Origin of the sequence: Bacillus hominis (assembly GCF_030348325.1) — a bacterium.
GTDB classification, from domain to species: Bacteria; Bacillota; Bacilli; order Bacillales; family Bacillaceae_G; genus Bacillus_A; species Bacillus_A hominis.
Genome location: NZ_JAUCFS010000005.1, coordinates 2,575,171 through 2,592,887, shown reverse-complemented (window position 1 = coordinate 2,592,887; position 17,717 = coordinate 2,575,171). Strand labels below are relative to the sequence as shown.

At 32.9% G+C, this 17,717-nt stretch carries 21 protein-coding genes and 1 pseudogene; 20 read left to right on the top strand and 2 right to left on the bottom strand.

Going from position 1 to position 17,717, the window contains the following annotated elements:
- Nucleotides 1-17 precede the first annotated feature (17 nt).
- Nucleotides 18-467 carry a GNAT family N-acetyltransferase gene (locus QUF93_RS15960; protein ID WP_289375742.1) on the top strand — a complete coding sequence of 150 codons (450 nt, stop codon included), beginning with the start codon at nt 18-20 and terminating at the stop codon, nt 465-467.
- 39 nt (nt 468-506) lie between these two features.
- On the opposite strand, the gene QUF93_RS15955 is transcribed toward QUF93_RS15960, so the two are convergent.
- Nucleotides 507-923 carry a hypothetical protein gene (locus QUF93_RS15955; protein WP_002120064.1) on the bottom strand — a complete coding sequence of 139 codons (417 nt, stop codon included), beginning with the start codon at nt 921-923 and terminating at the stop codon, nt 507-509.
- Between the two features lie 121 nt (nt 924-1,044).
- On the opposite strand from QUF93_RS15955, the gene QUF93_RS15950 reads away from it, so the two are divergent.
- The 18 genes and pseudogenes from QUF93_RS15950 to dltD all read left to right on the top strand — a co-directional run bounded on the left by QUF93_RS15950 (nt 1,045) and on the right by dltD (nt 16,809).
- Nucleotides 1,045-1,692, top strand: a complete 648-nt coding sequence (locus QUF93_RS15950) for a response regulator transcription factor (protein ID WP_289375741.1) — start codon at nt 1,045-1,047, stop codon at nt 1,690-1,692.
- Nucleotides 1,685-3,061, top strand: a complete 1,377-nt coding sequence (locus tag QUF93_RS15945; RefSeq protein ID WP_289375740.1) for a sensor histidine kinase — start codon at nt 1,685-1,687, stop codon at nt 3,059-3,061. Before QUF93_RS15950 ends, QUF93_RS15945 begins: the two co-directional genes overlap by 8 nt.
- A gap of 138 nt (nt 3,062-3,199) precedes the next feature.
- Complete coding sequence (locus QUF93_RS15940; RefSeq protein WP_289375739.1) at nt 3,200-4,996, top strand: Xaa-Pro dipeptidyl-peptidase; 1,797 nt, start codon at nt 3,200-3,202, stop codon at nt 4,994-4,996.
- Between the two features lie 274 nt (nt 4,997-5,270).
- Entirely contained in the window at nt 5,271-5,537 is a 267-nt protein-coding gene (locus QUF93_RS15935; protein ID WP_289359410.1) for a hypothetical protein, read from the top strand.
- Nucleotides 5,538-5,771: 234 nt separating this feature from the next.
- A complete protein-coding gene (locus QUF93_RS15930) occupies nt 5,772-6,263 on the top strand; it encodes a COG4315 family predicted lipoprotein (RefSeq protein WP_289375738.1) in 492 nt (163 codons plus the stop codon).
- Between the two features lie 221 nt (nt 6,264-6,484).
- Complete coding sequence (locus tag QUF93_RS15925; RefSeq protein WP_289375737.1) at nt 6,485-7,036, top strand: RNA polymerase sigma factor; 552 nt, start codon at nt 6,485-6,487, stop codon at nt 7,034-7,036.
- Nucleotides 7,037-7,046: 10 nt separating this feature from the next.
- Entirely contained in the window at nt 7,047-7,784 is a 738-nt protein-coding gene (locus tag QUF93_RS15920; RefSeq protein ID WP_289375736.1) for an anti-sigma factor, read from the top strand.
- Nucleotides 7,780-7,908: pseudogene (locus QUF93_RS15915) on the top strand (invasion protein); the annotation flags it as partial. The gene QUF93_RS15920 and the pseudogene QUF93_RS15915, both read left to right, overlap by 5 nt.
- 165 nt (nt 7,909-8,073) lie before the next feature.
- Nucleotides 8,074-8,304: a hypothetical protein gene (locus tag QUF93_RS15910; RefSeq protein WP_000789035.1), complete on the top strand. Its 231-nt coding sequence runs from the start codon at nt 8,074-8,076 to the stop codon at nt 8,302-8,304.
- A 664-nt stretch (nt 8,305-8,968) separates the two neighbouring features.
- The gene (locus QUF93_RS15905; RefSeq protein WP_002120039.1) at nt 8,969-9,325 is read left to right on the top strand and encodes an FtsB family cell division protein; all 357 of its coding nucleotides are present in this window, start codon (nt 8,969-8,971) and stop codon (nt 9,323-9,325) included.
- Entirely contained in the window at nt 9,279-9,539 is a 261-nt protein-coding gene (locus tag QUF93_RS15900; protein ID WP_289360987.1) for a hypothetical protein, read from the top strand. The genes QUF93_RS15905 and QUF93_RS15900 overlap by 47 nt, the downstream gene beginning before the upstream one ends.
- A gap of 88 nt (nt 9,540-9,627) precedes the next feature.
- On the top strand, nt 9,628-9,954 hold the full coding sequence (locus QUF93_RS15895) for a DUF3870 domain-containing protein (protein ID WP_002012954.1): 327 nt from the start codon (nt 9,628-9,630) through the stop codon (nt 9,952-9,954).
- Nucleotides 9,955-10,064: 110 nt separating this feature from the next.
- Nucleotides 10,065-11,120, top strand: a complete 1,056-nt coding sequence (locus tag QUF93_RS15890) for a dipeptide epimerase (protein ID WP_289375735.1) — start codon at nt 10,065-10,067, stop codon at nt 11,118-11,120.
- A 45-nt stretch (nt 11,121-11,165) separates the two neighbouring features.
- Nucleotides 11,166-12,167, top strand: coding sequence for a C40 family peptidase (locus tag QUF93_RS15885; protein ID WP_088059130.1), 1,002 nt, complete (start codon nt 11,166-11,168; stop codon nt 12,165-12,167).
- Nucleotides 12,168-12,187: 20 nt separating this feature from the next.
- Nucleotides 12,188-13,810 carry a peptide ABC transporter substrate-binding protein gene (locus QUF93_RS15880; RefSeq protein ID WP_002120028.1) on the top strand — a complete coding sequence of 541 codons (1,623 nt, stop codon included), beginning with the start codon at nt 12,188-12,190 and terminating at the stop codon, nt 13,808-13,810.
- Between the two features lie 284 nt (nt 13,811-14,094).
- The gene (locus QUF93_RS15875) at nt 14,095-14,559 is read left to right on the top strand and encodes a helix-turn-helix transcriptional regulator (protein ID WP_002120025.1); all 465 of its coding nucleotides are present in this window, start codon (nt 14,095-14,097) and stop codon (nt 14,557-14,559) included.
- A gap of 37 nt (nt 14,560-14,596) precedes the next feature.
- Complete coding sequence (locus tag QUF93_RS15870; protein WP_289375734.1) at nt 14,597-14,977, top strand: ammonia permease; 381 nt, start codon at nt 14,597-14,599, stop codon at nt 14,975-14,977.
- Nucleotides 14,978-15,627: 650 nt separating this feature from the next.
- Complete coding sequence (dltD, locus tag QUF93_RS15865) at nt 15,628-16,809, top strand: D-alanyl-lipoteichoic acid biosynthesis protein DltD (protein WP_289375733.1); 1,182 nt, start codon at nt 15,628-15,630, stop codon at nt 16,807-16,809.
- A 42-nt stretch (nt 16,810-16,851) separates the two neighbouring features.
- Here dltD and QUF93_RS15860 read toward each other — a convergent pair whose 3' ends face one another.
- On the bottom strand, nt 16,852-17,076 hold the full coding sequence (locus QUF93_RS15860; protein WP_002120018.1) for a hypothetical protein: 225 nt from the start codon (nt 17,074-17,076) through the stop codon (nt 16,852-16,854).
- A gap of 140 nt (nt 17,077-17,216) precedes the next feature.
- Here QUF93_RS15860 and QUF93_RS15855 point away from each other — a divergent pair, with 140 nt between their 5' ends.
- Nucleotides 17,217-17,705, top strand: a complete 489-nt coding sequence (locus QUF93_RS15855; protein ID WP_289375732.1) for a DinB family protein — start codon at nt 17,217-17,219, stop codon at nt 17,703-17,705.
- Nucleotides 17,706-17,717: the final 12 nt, after the last annotated feature.

Sequence of the window (17,717 nt, the reverse complement as noted above, 5' to 3'; positions counted from 1 at the left end):
AGAAAGAGAAGGTAATTATGCTGCAAGATATACAAATTAAGAAAATTGAAGATTTACTAAAATATGAGATCAATCATCTTGTTATGGGAAGTAAAGAAGAAGGATTTAACCTCCTAATAAAATTAATAAATGAATATGAAAGTAAAAGAAATACATTTAGTAAACGAGGCGAATGTTTATATGGGATTTTTCGAGAGGATAAGATAATTGGAATAGGAGGATTAAATCAAGATCCAAATACGAAAGATATTAAGATTGGCCGATTAAGAAGGTTTTATATTTCAAAGGATTATCGGTGCATCGGATTAGGGAAGTTGTTATTAAAGCAACTATTAAGACATGCGGAAAAGTATTTTCACGTTGTTGTTCTACATACGGATACAAAGCAAGGTGATGAGTTTTATTGCGCAAATGGATTTGTAAAAGGAGAAGATTATAAGGGTTCAAGTCACTTTATAAGATTGTAGAAAGGTTCCATACTCATGTACGGAACCTTTCTTAAGCAATTACATCTTAACTTTCATTTGTTTCAATAAACCCTTCGGATCACCTTTTACATAATAAAAATGCGGATTATTCTCATCATCGTAAAGCATAATGTAAGGTTTTTCGTTAAGTGGGAGAAGGATGAGTACTTCATCAATTGTTGTATGTAACCATTGATTTGTAATAGAAACAGGTTTAGATAAAGGGATTTTTATCATATGTCCATCTTTTGGAACGACATTTAAGTTTTTGAATGGACCGGTAATTGATTTTGCAAATTGAACTGCTTCTTTTTGAATCGCTGGATCTAAAGATTGTTTTTGGACTACCATTTCTTTTTTGCAATCAAATACTTCAATTTGTTGATTTGTATTTGCGAACGCATTTGTTGATAATAAAAAGAAAAGCAGAGTAATGACTCCTATTTTTTTGAACATAAAACAACACCTCACACTTACTATACCCTCAAATGTTGTAAATATTTTTCTGTCACATTCATGTAACAATGAAGTTGTATGATAAAATTTAGATTTACGTATAGGTAACGGAGGAAATGTAATGAAAGTATTAATCGCAGATGATGAACAGGATATGCTGAAAATTTTAAAAGCGTATTTTGAAAAAGAAGGCTTCGAAGTTTTATTAGCAAGGGATGGGGAGGAAGCACTTCAAATATTTTACGATGAGAAAATTGACTTAGCTATTTTAGACTGGATGATGCCGAAAAATAGTGGTATTACTGTCTGTCAGGAAATAAAAAAGAATTCAAGTGTGAAAGTATTAATGCTTACTGCGAAAAGTGAAAGTGAAGATGAATTAGCAGCTCTTCAATGCGGGGCAGATGAGTACGTGAAAAAACCATTTCACCCAGAGGTGCTAATAACCCGAGCGAAAAAGCTTGTGCAGCATGAAGATGTTATTCAAGTTCAAGATTTAAAAATAGATTTCACCAAAAATAAAGTATATAAAAATACGAAAGAATTAGAAATTACAAAGACAGAATTACAATTAATAAAGTGCTTTTTAAATCATAAAGGCACGATTTTAACACGGAAAAAGTTGTTAGATATCGTCTGGGGATTTGATTATTTTGGGGAAGAGCGAACGGTTGATACGCATGTAAGAAGATTACGTAAAAAAATAGGAGAAAATATTATAAAGACACATCGTGGTTTAGGATACAGTTTGGAGGAAGAGTGTGAATAAGCTCGGTAAAAAGTTGTTTTTCAGCATTTCTTTAACAGTCATCCTTATTTTTGTCATCTCTTTATTATTAATTAACTATTTTTTACCAAAATATAATGTGCACAAAACACGTGAAAGCTTAGAAGGCATTACAGCGCAAATACAGTCGGTACCGCGTGAAGAACTGGATGATGCTATAAACCGTATTGAAAATGAAGGTAATGTTACGATTGCATATACATCAATAAATAATTCAGAAGATGCTATTAATGAAGAATTACGCATGCAACTTACAAAAAAGAGAGTTGCATTGAATAAACTTTGGATTACAAAAGAAGAAATTACGAAAGTGAAGAACCTCGGACAATCGAATAAAATATATGATCAAGAAAAGATAAAATCTAGTTTTTTTGCGAAATACATTGCGAAAGATGATATGTTGATTTTAGTAGGAGTTTCTATCGCACATTCCAATGAAGTAATTAAAACGCTTAACTCATTTTATTTATACATTTTGGGATTCTCACTATTTCTTATTATCGTGCTTGTTTGGATTCTTTCAAAAACAATCACTACTCCACTGAAAGAATTGAGTGATGTCGCAGAAGATATTTCACGTCTGAAATTTAAACGGACGAAAGTTAAAACGAATGATGAAATAGGTGATTTAGCAAATAGTATTAACATCATGAGTGATAAATTACATGGAGCGCATCAAGATTTAACAGATCGAAATGACCACTTAAAACGATTTATGGGAGATGTAACTCATGAATTAAAAACACCAATCGCATTAGTAAAAGCGTATTCTATGGGAATAAAAGATGGTTTAGATGATGGTACGTACGTGGACACAATCATTAAACAAACAGATCAAATATCAAATTTAATTGAAGAATTATTACGATTTTCTAAATTAGAAAGAGATGTTTTGCAAAAAGAAGAATTCCTTATTGAGCCGTTGGTCCAAAGTATAATAGATAAGCATAAGATTGAACTGGAGTCGAAAGAAATCAATTTGCAAGTGAACTATAATGCTGGTGACGCGATTATTTATGCTGATTTAAATAAAATGAGAATGGTCTTTCAAAATTTAATCTCTAATGCGATAAAATATACAACGAATCAAAATATAAGAATCACATTTGAAGAGAAAAATGACATTGTGTATTTTCAAATTCAAAATGATATTGCCGCTGAGGGAATTAAAGAAATAGATAAAATTTGGGAACCTTTTTACGTATTAGAATCTTCTCGTAGTAAAGAAAAATCAGGTACAGGATTAGGACTAGCGATAGTAAAAAGTATTTTAGAAAGGCATGGATTTGAATACGGGGTTTCGGTAGTAGATGGGGAAATACAATTTTATATGTATATAGATAGGAACTAATTGTTATTAGTTCCTTTTCTTTTATATAAAAAGATTTGATAGTTCTACAAATTTCTCAACTATTTATATAAAATATAAACTGAATTTTCTGTGATTTTAATGTATAGTTAAAGAAGGAATATATGGGGAGGGAAGGGCATGAAAAAAAAGAAAGTAGCAATTACACTATCAGCTATATTATCTTTATCAATTACTTCAGGAGTTTCTAGTATGACTGCGTATGCAGAAAATAAAGAAACAAACTACATAAATGAGAATGATGTTAAGTTAAATGGACAAGTTTCAGAAGCTTTAACTCCAAACACGAAAATTCAATTGGAAAATGGCATGACAAAACCAATCTATTCTCTTGATGAAGCAATTATTGAAAATTTATTTGTAGAGACAGAAGTCGATAGTGATAGAGATGGTAAAAAAGATCGTGTATCAGTAAAGGTTATGCGTCCAAAGACGAATCCGGATGTGAAAGTTCCTGTTATTTATGAAATGAGTCCATATCGATCTGGTTTAAAAGATGTTCCTGTTTATAATGTTGATGAAGAATTGTATGCGTATGAAGGAAAACCGTATGGGGCAGTTAATCTTGGATCGTATGGTAATTATTATGTTCCAAGAGGATATGCAGTCATTTTAGGCGAAAGTATCGGAACTGGAAAATCAGATGGGTGTCCGACAACTGGAGATGAGCAAGAAATACTTGGGACAAAGTCTGTCATTGATTGGGTAAATGGGCGTGCGAAAGCATATACAGAGGATGGTAAGGAAGTAAATGCAAATTGGTCTTCGGGAAATGTAGGAATGACAGGGGTTTCTTATAATGGTACGTTACCGAATGCTGTTGCGACGACTGGAGTTGAAGGATTAAAAACAATTATTCCAATCGCAGCGATTAGTAGTTGGTATGATTATTATCGTGCAAATGGTGCAGTCATTGCGCCAGGAGGTTATCAAGGAGAAGATACAGATAATATGGCTGAAGCAGTACTGACAAGAAAGAATCCAGAAGTTTGTGGTCCGATAATTAAAGAACTCACTGCTGGACAAGATCGAAAAACAGGTAATTATAATGATTTTTGGGATAAACGAAACTATGTAAAAGATGCTAAAAATATAAAAGCAAGCGTATTTGTCGTTCATGGTTTAAACGATTGGAACGTCAAAACGAAGCAATTTTCACAATGGTGGGATGCGCTTGGAGAAAATGATGTACCTCGTAAAATGTGGTTACATCAAGGTGGACACGGCGGAACATCAAGTAATAACTGGCAGCAAACGCAAAATAAATGGTTCGATTATTGGTTATATGGAATTGAAAATGGAATTATGGATGAACCGATGGTAGATGTACAACGTGAAAATAAATCGTGGCAAAAAATAAAAAATTGGCCAGATCCGGCGGCTGTACCATCAAAAGTCCGTATGTATTTAAGTAATAAAGCGGTCAACCTGCCATTAAGTATGGGATCGGTTAACAATGTTTTCTCATTAGTAGATGATGCTAAAATAAAGTCAAATCAACTAGTAGAAAACCCAGAGTTAGAAATAGCGAATCGATTAGTATATACAATGCCTGTACTGCAAAAAGATATGCGAATAAGTGGAACGCCTAAGATTTCAATAACAGGAAATATTGATCGAGCTGTTTCAAATTTAACAGCTTTACTCGTTGATTACGGTGGAGCGAAGCCTGAAATTGTAACGAGAGGCTGGATGGATCCGCAAAACTTAAATAGTATAGAAAATTCAACAGCGATTCAACCTGGTAAAGATTATACATTTACATGGGACATGCAGCCAGATGATTACGTATTTAAAGCAGGGCATCAAATAGGGGTTGTTTTAATCGCAAGTGACTACGATTATACAATTAGACCGAAAGCAGGAACAAAGTTAGCGGTGAAATTGAGTGAAGTGACATTGCCAATTGTGAAATAAATGGTTTTTGATGAAGAGCTTACTATAGTAAGCTCTTTATTTATAATCAGAATTTTCAAGTTTTATATATTCAATCGCGAGGGAATATTATAGACGCTTTGAAATGTTTTTATCAACATCTTAATCGTAAAATACTTAAATGCTGTTACGTTTTCATTGTCCAAGCATTTTCTTAATAAACACATATACTATTTATATTAAAGACGGTCACTAATTTATTGGAAAACCGTCATTTATATAAAAATGACAACTCCAGAAGGAAGGTAAGAAGAAATTGGAAAATGAACAATCTGGAAGAATTGAAAATCAAGTGTATTCTAATCGAGTATTAAGATCGGAATTTGATGAGAATTGGACAACTTGTATTTCGAAAAGTGGATATGTAATATATACGGCTATGAATGACGATGCGAAAGTAGTAGTTTTACTTTCTGATGGTTCAAGAAAATTATTAATCTTTGATAAAGGTGGAAAAGTAATAGTAGGCGGTGGTGGAACGAGTCATTATAGTAAACCGCATATTGCAAAAGATATTATATAAGGTAAAAATGTTAATCAAAAAGACGTTGGCAGTCCCATAATTTTTAACGCTACAGAATAATCCGAGGGGAATAGCACTTTTTGTATAAGAAAAATGCATAAATTGATAGAGTTAAAAAAGATGTAAGCAGAGGGAGCGATGACCAACTTGCATCTTTTTTTATTTTTTATCAAACCAATTAAACCTTTCTATCGTTACCTTAAATATAAATAAAAAATTGAAGGAGGAGTCAGTATGAAAGCATGGCAATGTATTGTGTCCATATTAGCAAGCCTTTTTTTATTAACAGCGTGTAATAGCGATAAGAAAGAAGATTCTCAAAGTAAGAAAACGAGTGGAGAAAAGGTGAGTGAAGTTAGTAGTGATAAAAACGAATTTCCTAGTTTACAAGTATTAGAGAACGATAAGGTTGGAAAATACTTAACAGATTCAAACGGAAAGACACTCTATTATTTTGCAAAAGACACATCTAAGGTAAGTAATTGTAGTGGTGACTGTGTAAAACTTTGGCCGCCATTTGTTGCGAAAGATTTTGAAGTTCCAAAAGGATTTGATAAAAAAGACTTTGCTACGATAACAAGAGAAGATACGAAAGAACAACAAGTAACGTATAAAGGCTATCCCCTTTACTATTTTGCTAATGATAAATCAAAAGGGGATATAAATGGACAAGGGGTTAAAGATATATGGTTTGTACTGAATAGTGAAACTACATTTAAACAGTGATGGGAAGCAGCGCATGCCAGCAGTTATCCACTTTAATCTTCTTCGCTTTTCTCTGAATCTTGAGGTGGGGATCTTACTGCCCGCGAATAGCGGGATAAATACTCTGCTAAAAGGAGCGACCAACGTTGTTGGTGGTTCCTTTTTCTCTATTCGGATTATATAATTAAGTTAATTTAGAATTATCTGTAATTAAAGAAAAACAATAGGGAGTGCAGGTGAGAATGAAAGAAAAAAATGATTATGAGTTAATGCAATTAGTAAAAGGAAACTATCGTCCTGCATTAGAAGAAATATATGAACGATATATTAAGTTGATATATAGCTTCACTTTTAAATTTTTCCAAGGAGATGAAGACAAAACAAAAGAAGTTGTTCAATTAATTTTCTTGAAAATTTGGACAACTAAAAGTATGTATAATCCTTCAAAAGGTGATTTCGTAAATTGGATACTTACTATTACGAGGAATATTTGTATTGATTATGTCCGAAAAGAAAATAAAGAACTTATGTATAGAAATTTTCATAATATTTATGATTCTGAAAAACATATGCATATAGCAGATTCAGAAAATCAAATTGAAAAAAGAATGCACAGTGTTGAAATTCAAAAGGCAAAGCAGAACTTGTCTGTATCTCAAAAAAGATTAATCGACTTGCTATATTGGAAAGGTTATTCCCTTAGTGAGATTGCTAAAATGGAAGGTGAACCATTAGGAACCACTAAAAGTCGTCTTCATCAATCTTTAAAGCGATTAAAAAGATATCTAGAATAGAGGGGATAGTATGGAGAGAGAATGTGACCATTTATTATCTTACGTTACGAATACATTTGATGATAGAGAACAAAGAAAGTTTCAAGAACATTTAAAGACATGCCCGAAATGTCAAGCTGAGTATTCATCAATGCAGGCAGCTTGGGAAGCGTTACATTTCGATTTTGAAGAGAAAGAAGTACCAGCAACATTAAAAACGGAAGTGTTTGATTTTATATTTGTTCACGAACAAACGAGTAGAGATAACATAGTAACAGCGAAATTGAAAGAATGGACGGTTTTACTAAAAAAACAATTCACACCGTTGGCAACGGTATTACTAGGAACAATGTTAGTGATTACTGTAGCATTAACAATCGAAAATTCGCAATTAAAAATACAATCTTTAGCTAAGCATGAATTAAGCAGTGATCCGATTAAAGTAATCTCTACTCAGCCATTAGTATCAATCGATCAAAACCATGAAAATACAAGGGGCTATATATTTGTTATGCAACAAGGAGATAAGAAAAAATTAGTTGTACAAGCTGATCATTTGCCACAAGTAAAAAATTCAGAAGTGTATCAAGTTTGGTTATTAAAAGATGGAGAAAGAAAAAACGCTGGAATATTTAAACCTGATGAAACTGGTTCTGGACTTCTGACATATGAAATCTCACAAAAACAGTCCTTTGATAACATTGGTATTACAATTGAACCAGATTCTAATAGCACAAAACCTCTTGGTAAAAAAGTACTAGGGACTTAAAACATATGTTACCGATACATCAGCAGGATGGCCAGGGAATTTAGGGGGAGAATGGACAGATAATAATACGAAATATAATAAAGGGCTAGAACAATCATATCAATTATATAAAAAAGAGAAGTAGATATAAAAGGCATTTTCAATTTGGGGAAATGTCTTTTTTATGTTATAGTATAAAAGCATTTGGGTGTTGTGTTATTTCGATATATCTTCAAATTTGTTATGTAGTATTTTTATATTAAATAACTACTAAAAACATTTTTTTATATAAGGAGTAAGAAGTAGGAATATGAAAAATATAGATTTTATACTAGAAAGTGATGAAACATTAAAACCGTCAGAACGATTAGTACTATTATTATTAGAGAAGCATAGAATGTTATATACGAACGATCTATTAGCTCTTTCAAATTTATCATATAAAACATTAACAGATTCACTAACAGCACTCGTTTTAAAGTCTTATGTTTTAAAGGATACAGGTAAGGGAAGAAGACAGAATTGTTATAGATTAGTATGATAATAGTACCGTTATAGACTCTTGTTACATATGCATTTTCAAATGTAAGGGTAAAATTCATTTTTGTTTTCAAATGATAAAAACGAAAGAAGTTAGCCTGTTTTTATATGCACAAAGTTCCCAATCACTAAGTTTATAATTCTATTTCATTTTTATAATACATAATTAGTTTTAATAAAGAATGATGAAAATTTGAAATGATTATAAAAATGAAATTTAAAAACAATCCGCGTGGTAAATGGGTTGTTTTTTTATTGGAATAATAAATAATGAAGATAATATTATTATGTAAACTATTTCATTAGGAAAGGAATAAGTTTGCTAATAGAATTTATTAAGAGAAGAAAATATAATATCTTTATAAACGGAAATTTAATATAAAATAAAACAAAACAAATCATATAACATCGGTATGCAAAGAGAAAATTTATGTATGTGAAAATGTCTTCTACAATAGAGGAAAAAGAATAACATAAACTACTATTTTATAGCAGCATAAATAAAAATTTTCATTTTAAATACAGAGATGTCGTCGAACGCTATCTCTAATTGGTTGATTTGTGAGATTTTTTTGTGAAGGAGCTTATTTTATAAGAATAGAATTTAAGTTAATAAGAGATCGTGCCTATGGTAGTGAAAAAATATGGTTTAGGGGGATTTGAAAATGAGGAAACTCAAAAGAGTAAATGTTCCTAATATACCAGAGCAACTATCACAGCCTAACGACAATCGAACTATAAATAAGAAGAAGTTAAGGCGTTTTATTTTCATGTTCATTTTTATAGCTGCGATTACTTTGTACGTTCAATATATTTTGACGAAACAACAAGAAATAATTAATGAAAAAAAAGATACAATAACGAATCAAAAGAAACAATTAGTTTCTTTAAAGAAAGATCAAGGTTCTTTAAAGACTAACATTGAGAATTTAACCGATAATGAAGAAGAGATTTTAAAGTTCGCGAGAAAAGAGTATCAATTTTCTAAGTCAAACGAAACAATATTCGTATTGCCAAAGTGAAGTGGTGGAACAGTTAGCGATAGCTAACTGTTTTTTGATGTATGAGGGAAAAGGTGTTTGTAGTGTGAATGTCATGGTACAAGGAGCAATGGCATATTGTAAAAATGAGAAGTTTGAGCCATTTTTAATTATTTTAAGAGATTTTCACAATTATGGAATATATGTCAAAATAAATATTGTTAAAATTCTGTCAATTGTATATAATACAAGGTAAGCGGATACATTTTTTGATCAACGTTGAGTTAACAGCTTATACGTCTGTTAAGAAAACCGTTATCCTCGTATAAGAAAGGAAGATAGCTGTGTACGCTTCAAATACAATTTACGTCGTAGGGGATGCGAAAGCACCTCAAAATAATCCGATTACCGAAAAGTTCAAAAGTTATTTTGTAGCATTTGTACTTGAGAAGGATACAGGGGAAATTGTAGATGCAGATTGCTCAGCGACAATTGCATTAACATCTCAATTTGTTAAATATTTGTTTCTACATAAAAATATTAATGACCCAGCATTAGTAACAGAAATAAAAAATCGATACTTCGGTTCGTCTCAAAAGGCGCTACTTGTAGCGCTAAAAGATGCACAGAAAAAATATAATCAGATCGCTGCTTTGTCTACCCATTCATAGACAAAATCCAGCCGTAAGAATCTTCTTATGGCTGGATTTTTTTGTTTCGCATTAATGGGTAGAATAAAGCCTCCCGTGGATTAAAGTATCACTTTATAGACAACGAAAGGATGAACAAAATGAAAATTACCGATGTGAAGGTAATTCGCCGACATGTAAAGCTTCATACACCGTTTAAAACTGCGCTTCGTACCGTAACGGAAATTGAAAGTATAGATGTGTTTATTCATACAGATGAAGGGATTGTTGGAAAAGGAGCAGCGGCAGCAACGCCGGTTATTACAGGTGATTTTGCCAACGGGATGGAGGAAGCAATATTAGGACCAATTCGTTCTGTATTAGTTGAAAAAGATGTACTGCAATTTCAAACGTTATTATTACACATTCAAATGAGTTGCATAGGAAATACAAGTGCAAAAGCGGCGGTAGATATGGCTTTATACGATGTGTATTGTCAATTTCACAACATACCGTTATATGCATTGTTAGGTGGAAAAAAAGAGATTCATACCGATATTACAGTAAGTGTGGATGAACCTTTATTAATGGCAAAAGAAGCGAAAAAGCATATCGAAAAGGGATTCCAAACATTAAAAATTAAGGTGGGTAAAGAGGCGCATTTAGAGTTGGAACGCATAGAGACAATTCGAAATGTGGTTCCAAAGAATACGACGTTACGTTTAGATGCAAATCAAGGATGGAAACCGAAAGAAGCAGTTTCTATTATTAGAGAAATGGAGAATAGAAATTTAAATATAGAATTTGTAGAACAACCGGTACACGCGAAGGACTGGGATGGATTAAAGTACGTGAAAGAAAATGTACAAACGCCAATTATGGCTGATGAAAGCATATTTTCAGCAAATGACGCCTTAAAACTCGTTCAAGGAAGGTATGCAGACTTAATCAATATTAAATTAATGAAATGTGGCGGCATACGTGAAGCATGGCGTATTGCAGATATCGCAGAAGCAGCTGGGATAAAATGTATGGTTGGTAGCATGATGGAATCTTCACTTTCCGTTAGCGCTGTTGCTCATTTAGCAGCGGCACATCCTAATATTCATTATTTCGACCTTGATGCGCCGCTATGGTTAATGGAAGAACCGGAAGGAATGACTTATTCCGGATCAAAGGTAAACCTTCATTCGACAGTGAATATTTAAGCTTAGAAGGAGTGACTAGTTAACTATCTTTTAAGGGGGATATATATGAAAAAAGTAGGAACTGCATTTTTAACAACTTTATTTATTTTTTCATCGTTTACATCGGCAAATGCTGAAGAGAAGAAGGATAATAAAGCATTTATAGATGTATCTGCTGCAACGCTTTGGACTGCGCCTGATTCATTACGACCAATTGATGCACCGAGCGCAACAAATCCAGTTGATTTATGGAAGTGGACGAAATCAATGACGCTTGATGAGAAGCTTTGGTTAACGAGTGCAAATAAATTAGAAACGCAAGCGCTACTCGGTCAAGAAGTAACGGTCATTGATAAAAAAGGTGATTGGGTAAAAGTACTAGTGCACGGACAGCCAACACCGCGAAATGAAGAAGGTTATCCGGGATGGATGCCCGAAAAACAATTAACGTATAATCAAGAATTTGCAGATAAAACAAACCAACCTTTCGTATTAATAACGAAACCGACAGCAATTTTATATATTAATCCTTCTGAAAAACATAAAGCACTTGAAGTTAGCTATAATACGCGTTTACCGCTACTTAGTGAAGATACGATTTCATACCGTGTGTTGTTGCCAAATGGTCAGAAGGCGTGGCTACGGAAAAATGATGGAACTGTTCACCGTTCTCAAAATGATATTCCGGCTCCGACCGCTGATGATTTAATCAACACAGGGAAAATGTTTTTAGGATTACCGTATATATGGGCTGGTACAAGTGGATTTGGTTTTGATTGCTCTGGATTTACACATACGATTTATAAATCACATGGCATAACAATACCGAGGGATTCTGGACCACAATCAAAAGCAGGAATTGCGGTTGATAAAGAAAACCTACAAAAGGGCGATTTAATATTTTTTGCACATAATCAAGGAAAAGGTAGTGTTCATCACGTTGGAATGTATATTGGTGATGGAAATATGATTCACTCTCCAAAGGCTGAAAGATCGGTAGAAATTATACCGCTAAATACACCAGGATATATAGAAGAATATGCTGGTGCTCGTCGTTACTTACCTTAAAAAAGATAGGGGGGCTTTATATGAAAAAGGTTGTTCGCTACTCATTAGTTAGTACTCTACTTATATCTTCATTTTTAGTGGGCTGTGCTAAAGAAAAAACAGCTACAAAGCCGAAAGATGAGAAGAAAGTATTGCAATTATTAGAAACGGGTGAAATTCCGTCATTAAATTCAGGAAAAGTAACAGACGCCGTATCGTTTAACGTTTTGAATAATGTAATGGAAGGATTATTCCGTTTATCGAAAAATGATGAAGTGATCCAGGCTGGGGCACAGAAATATGAAGTGAGTAAAGACGGAAAGACTTATACATTCCACTTGCGTGATGCGAAATGGTCTAACGGCGATCCAGTAACAGCTCATGATTACGTATATGCTTGGAAGCAACTTATTAATCCAGATACAGCCTCTCAATATGCATATATTGCGTACGATGTGAAAAATGCGGAAAAGATAAATAAGAAACAATTAGGCTTAGAAGAATTAGGTGTGAAAGCAAAAGATGATAAAACGTTCGTTGTGGAATTAGAACATCCAGTACCGTATTTTACAAAACTACTTATTTTACCGTCGTTCTATCCAATTAATGAAAAGTTTGCGAAAGAGCAAGGTGATAAATACGGTTTAGAGGCAAATAAAGCGGTGTATAATGGGCCGTTTACGTTGTCGGAGTGGAAGCACGAAGCAAGTTTTACAATGAAGAAAAACGATAAGTATTGGGATAAAAAAGAAGTGAAGTTAGATGAAGTCAACTATCAAATTGTTAAAGAAATTTCAACTGCGGTAAATTTATATGAAACAGATAAGGTTGATAGAGCAGTCATTTCAACAGAATTTGTGGATAAATATAAAAATAATAAAGAGCTGAAGCAATATACAGATCCGGTTATGTACTTCTTCCGATTCAATGAAAATGTACCAATTCTTAAAAATAAAAACGCAAGGCTTGCGCTAAGTACAGTGTTTGATAAGAAGGGGCTTGCAACTTCATTTTTAAATGATGGTTCGGTAGCTGCGAACTACTACGTACCAAAAGGATTTTTAAAAGGACCAGATAAGAAAGATTTTAGAAGTACAGCAGGAGAGTTTAATAAGACGGACGTAAAAAAGGCGAAGGAATATTGGGAAAAAGCAAAACAAGAGACAGGCACAAATGAAGTGACGTTAGAACTATTAAACTATGACTTAGAAAACTTTAAAAAAGTAGGAGAGTATATTAAAGAACAGCTTGAGAAAAACTTACCAGGGTTAAAAGTCAATGTGAAATTACAACCACACACTCAAAAACTAGCGTTAGAGAAGAAGAAAGAATATGAAATGTCATTATCACGCTGGTTACCTGATTATCCAGATCCGATGACATACTTAGAAGTATTCCTTTCTGGAAGTAGTGTTAATAATACAGGGTATGCAAATCCAGAATATGATGCGTTAATTAAGAAGATTAAAACAGAATTAGGTAATGATGAAAAAGCTCGTTGGAAAGCACTGCAAGATGCTGAAAAAATGTTACTGGATGACGCAGTAATCGCACCGGTATTCCAGCGCGGATTATCATACTTACAAAAGCCAAATGTGAAAGATTTATATGTACATCAATTCGGTCCAGCTACAAGTTTAAAATGGGCAGATGTACAAAAATAAAAGTATGGAAAAACAGACTGCACATGTGTGACAGTCTGTTTTTTTATTTAAAGTTAGATGAATAGTCCAAGTTATAATTTACCAGTCTGTAAACAGCGATTGAAGGGGCATGATGCTTATGTTAGAAGAAAAGAAAGTAATAGGTACAAAAAGATTGTTCATGAGGATTTAGTTCATTGTATTAAAATAACAAAAGTGAACGTAAAAAAATGGGTTGATAACAAAATAGGAATAGTGTAAAATTACACTAAATAATACATAAGTTACTTTTAGAGGTGAGAGAATTGAATAAAGAGCTTACAATCGAACTCATATCAACAAAAATAAAGTTAATTCGTACGGAAAAAGGATACACACAGGAAAAAATGGCTGAAGTTCTTGGTATTTCAAAAAAAACGCTTGTTCAAATTGAGAAGGGACGAACAAATGCAGGATGGACCAATACCGTAGCAATTTGTGCATTGTTTAGGGATAGCGAGGTTTTACAGTCTAGTCTAGGAGATGATCCATTAGTAGTCATTGCAACTATAGCACATAAAAGCATGAACAACGCCAAACAGAAAACACTGGGAGGAAAAGTCTGGTGGAAACAGATTCAAGAAAAAGGGAACTTTCGTTTACAACAGAATCTAATTAGTCAGCATTATCGTATTTTAGATAAACAAGATTATCGTTGGTTTAACTCGTTTGATTTAGAAGAATCACTTGGTCACCTTGAAAAATTAGCAGCAGATTCAGAAAATAAATAGACTACAATGACCCAAAATAAATAGGAGGAACTTACATATGCTCATCTTAAGTCTTCTTTGGATTCTATACTCACCCTATCTTGTATTATGCGGATTTACGGGTGGGATTTATTTAATAATAACAGGGGCCAAATATCATAAACTACTCGTGAGTATTATGGGATTACTCAGTGCTTCCTTTGTCGTACTGCCTTATATTTTTTGGGGGCTTGGCGTTGAGGGTAGTCAATATCTTGATATCCCAACCGAGCTATACTGGATCCTATTTTCTTTAACGGGTCTACTATCAGGGGTTATAGGTTTACAGTCAAAAATTAAAGGCATACGCAATATGGGATTTATTATTTTTACTAGTGGAATAATCGGAGTCTTTTTCTATTATTTAATGTCTGTACCTGGTTCTATGTATATTAGATAGTTTTTTCTAAATTCGACTTATCTACTACTATATGATACTGAATTCAAAAGGATAGTAATACAAAGGAGATGCTATAGCGTCTCCTTTCTACTGTGGTCAAAATGATTGAGATCTTTGCTAATATACGCTTGTTTAAATTTCTTAGTATTTAGTAGATAACGAATATCAAAGAGATTATCATAAGAAAGCTGAATATAATAATTAATAAGATCAAGTACTGCAAAAACAAACGAAGAAGAGTAGGGAAAAGACTATCCTTCTTTTCTGCTAGCGCCATATATACAAGTATTATAAAATGGTACGAGAAATAAGGAAAATATACTCATGATGTTGATTATACTTATCTGATTTTAAATTTAATATATCACCTGATGGATTATAGACATTTTATATATTTTTTCATGTCTTAAAAATAAAATTATTAGTAAAATTCCAGTGTGAAATGTATGTAGAATCTTGTATAATTAACGTGTTTCTACGGAAACATTTTCTTGCGCTATTTGTATAGGACGTAATAGAACAAGGAAGGAAATACATACATGTATATAATAGATAAATAGAATGGAACATGTATAGAGAAGAAGGAGAAAAATGATGACGTGTCAAAAACAAGGGTTACAATTTAATAGCAAGAGGAAGAGGAATAAACGATGAAGATGAAGCATGCTTTTGGTCCAATTATTATAGCATGTCTACTCTTTTTTATTGTCGTGCTTATTCCATCTAAAAGTTTAGTATCACTTATTAGCGATAGGAAAGTTGAAGATGCGGCAACTTCCTTGCAAAAAGAGAAATTACAAAGTGTTTTCTTACAGCAGAAAATGTTAGAGAATTCGCAGTATTTACCGATGTACGGTTCATCAGAGTTTTTGCGAATGGATGCATATCATCCGTCTAACTATTTTAAAGTAAATCCAGCAGGTTTTACGCCATTTTTAATCGGGACTGGTGGTACGCAAAGTTTGGCTCATATTTTAAACATGACGTCAACAATGGATGAGTTAGAAGGTAAAAAAGTCGTGTTTGTTCTTTCACCACAGTGGTTTACGAAGACTGGTGTTCAGCAAGGCGATTTTACTAATAATTTCTCCAAACAACAAGCATATCATTTTATTTTTAATGACGAAATTAATCCTGAAATGAAGAAAAAAATTGCGAAACGTTTACTAGATTATAAAGTAGTTCGTAAGGATGCAATATTAAGTAGCTCACTAGAAAGTATTGTGTATAACGATACAAAACATAACATAAAAGCTGGATTAGCTAAACCGCTAGCATATATGTACCGGAATATTTTAGATCATCGAGATTTATTTAATTCTCTATTTAAGATTGAACCGATGAAAGAAAAAACAAATATGGGACTACGTTCACTATCTTGGGAAGATGCACGTAAACATGCGGAACAAGAAGGGAAAGCGGAGTCCACTACAAATACATTCGGAATTGAAAATCCGTATTACTATAAACATAATTTCAAGAAAAAATTAAAAGGGTTAAAAAACTTTAGAGCAAATGAATCGTATGATGATTCACCAGAATATGATGACTTACAAATTGTTTTAGATCTTTTCAAAGAAAAAAATGTAAAACCACTCTTTATTTCTGTTCCTGTAAACGGACCGTGGTATGATTACGCTGGTTTCCCGAAAGAACGCCGTGATGTGTATTATAATAAGGTTCGCGATCAAGTCGAGAAAGCGGGATACCCAGTAGTCGATTTTTCTAGCCATGAATATGATAAGTATTTCTTAAAAGATACAATTCATTTAGGTTGGAAAGGTTGGATTTACTTTGATGAAGCGGTGCAGAAGTTTTATTCTGAGAAATAACAACTTAGAAACAGGAATGGCAATAAAGCCGTTCCTGTTTTTCTAGTATAAAGGATTTTGGTGTGGGCAATTTGGAAAGGCGTGTATATCTTGAATTTGTCTAAAGTCATAATGTTTCATGGCGAATTGTGCTTGGTACAGGTATTCATATACATATAATTGGCCATCATGTGCTGAACATAATACACCAGAAGTTCCTTGCCCATTCATGAAGGAAATGCCAATAGGGCGTCCGATTAAGTATGGTATTTTTTGTTGCCAATGCATAGGAAAATCACTCCTTTTTGAAATAATATACGAAATGAATGACTGGATTGTTGCTTATCCATGTAAATATGGAGGCTTTTTATACAATTTCTAGAAGGTATTAATATGAATGAATTATAAGTGCGAGAAAGGAATGAAAAATGAAGAAAGAAAATATTTTGGAAGAAAAATTAAATTTAATAGAATGGTGCCAAACGTTGAAGGGAGTACCTGATGATATATGGTTTCAATCATTTAAAAATGGTTCGTGGGCAAGTGCGGATGTAATTTCACATTTTATCATTTGGGACGAGTTTGTAATGAAGTATCGAATTCCTTATTTTCTTAGTGCACAATCAGTACCTCATGTTTCAACAGATGTAGAGGAAATGAATAAGAGTGCAATTATATATGCAAGATCAGGTATTTCAAAAGAAGGACTATTAGATCAATTTAGTTTTACTCGTAAAAAATTAGTAGGTCAAATTGAGCGAATTCCTGCTCATAATTTCAATAATGAATTTCAATTTGGTACAAAAAAAGTGAGGCTAAACAATTATTTTTCATCACTCATTCAGCATGACTTAAAGCATAAAGAAGAAATAATACAATTTTTAATACATAATCAAGTCTATAATAAAAACCGCTAAAATTCGTAATGA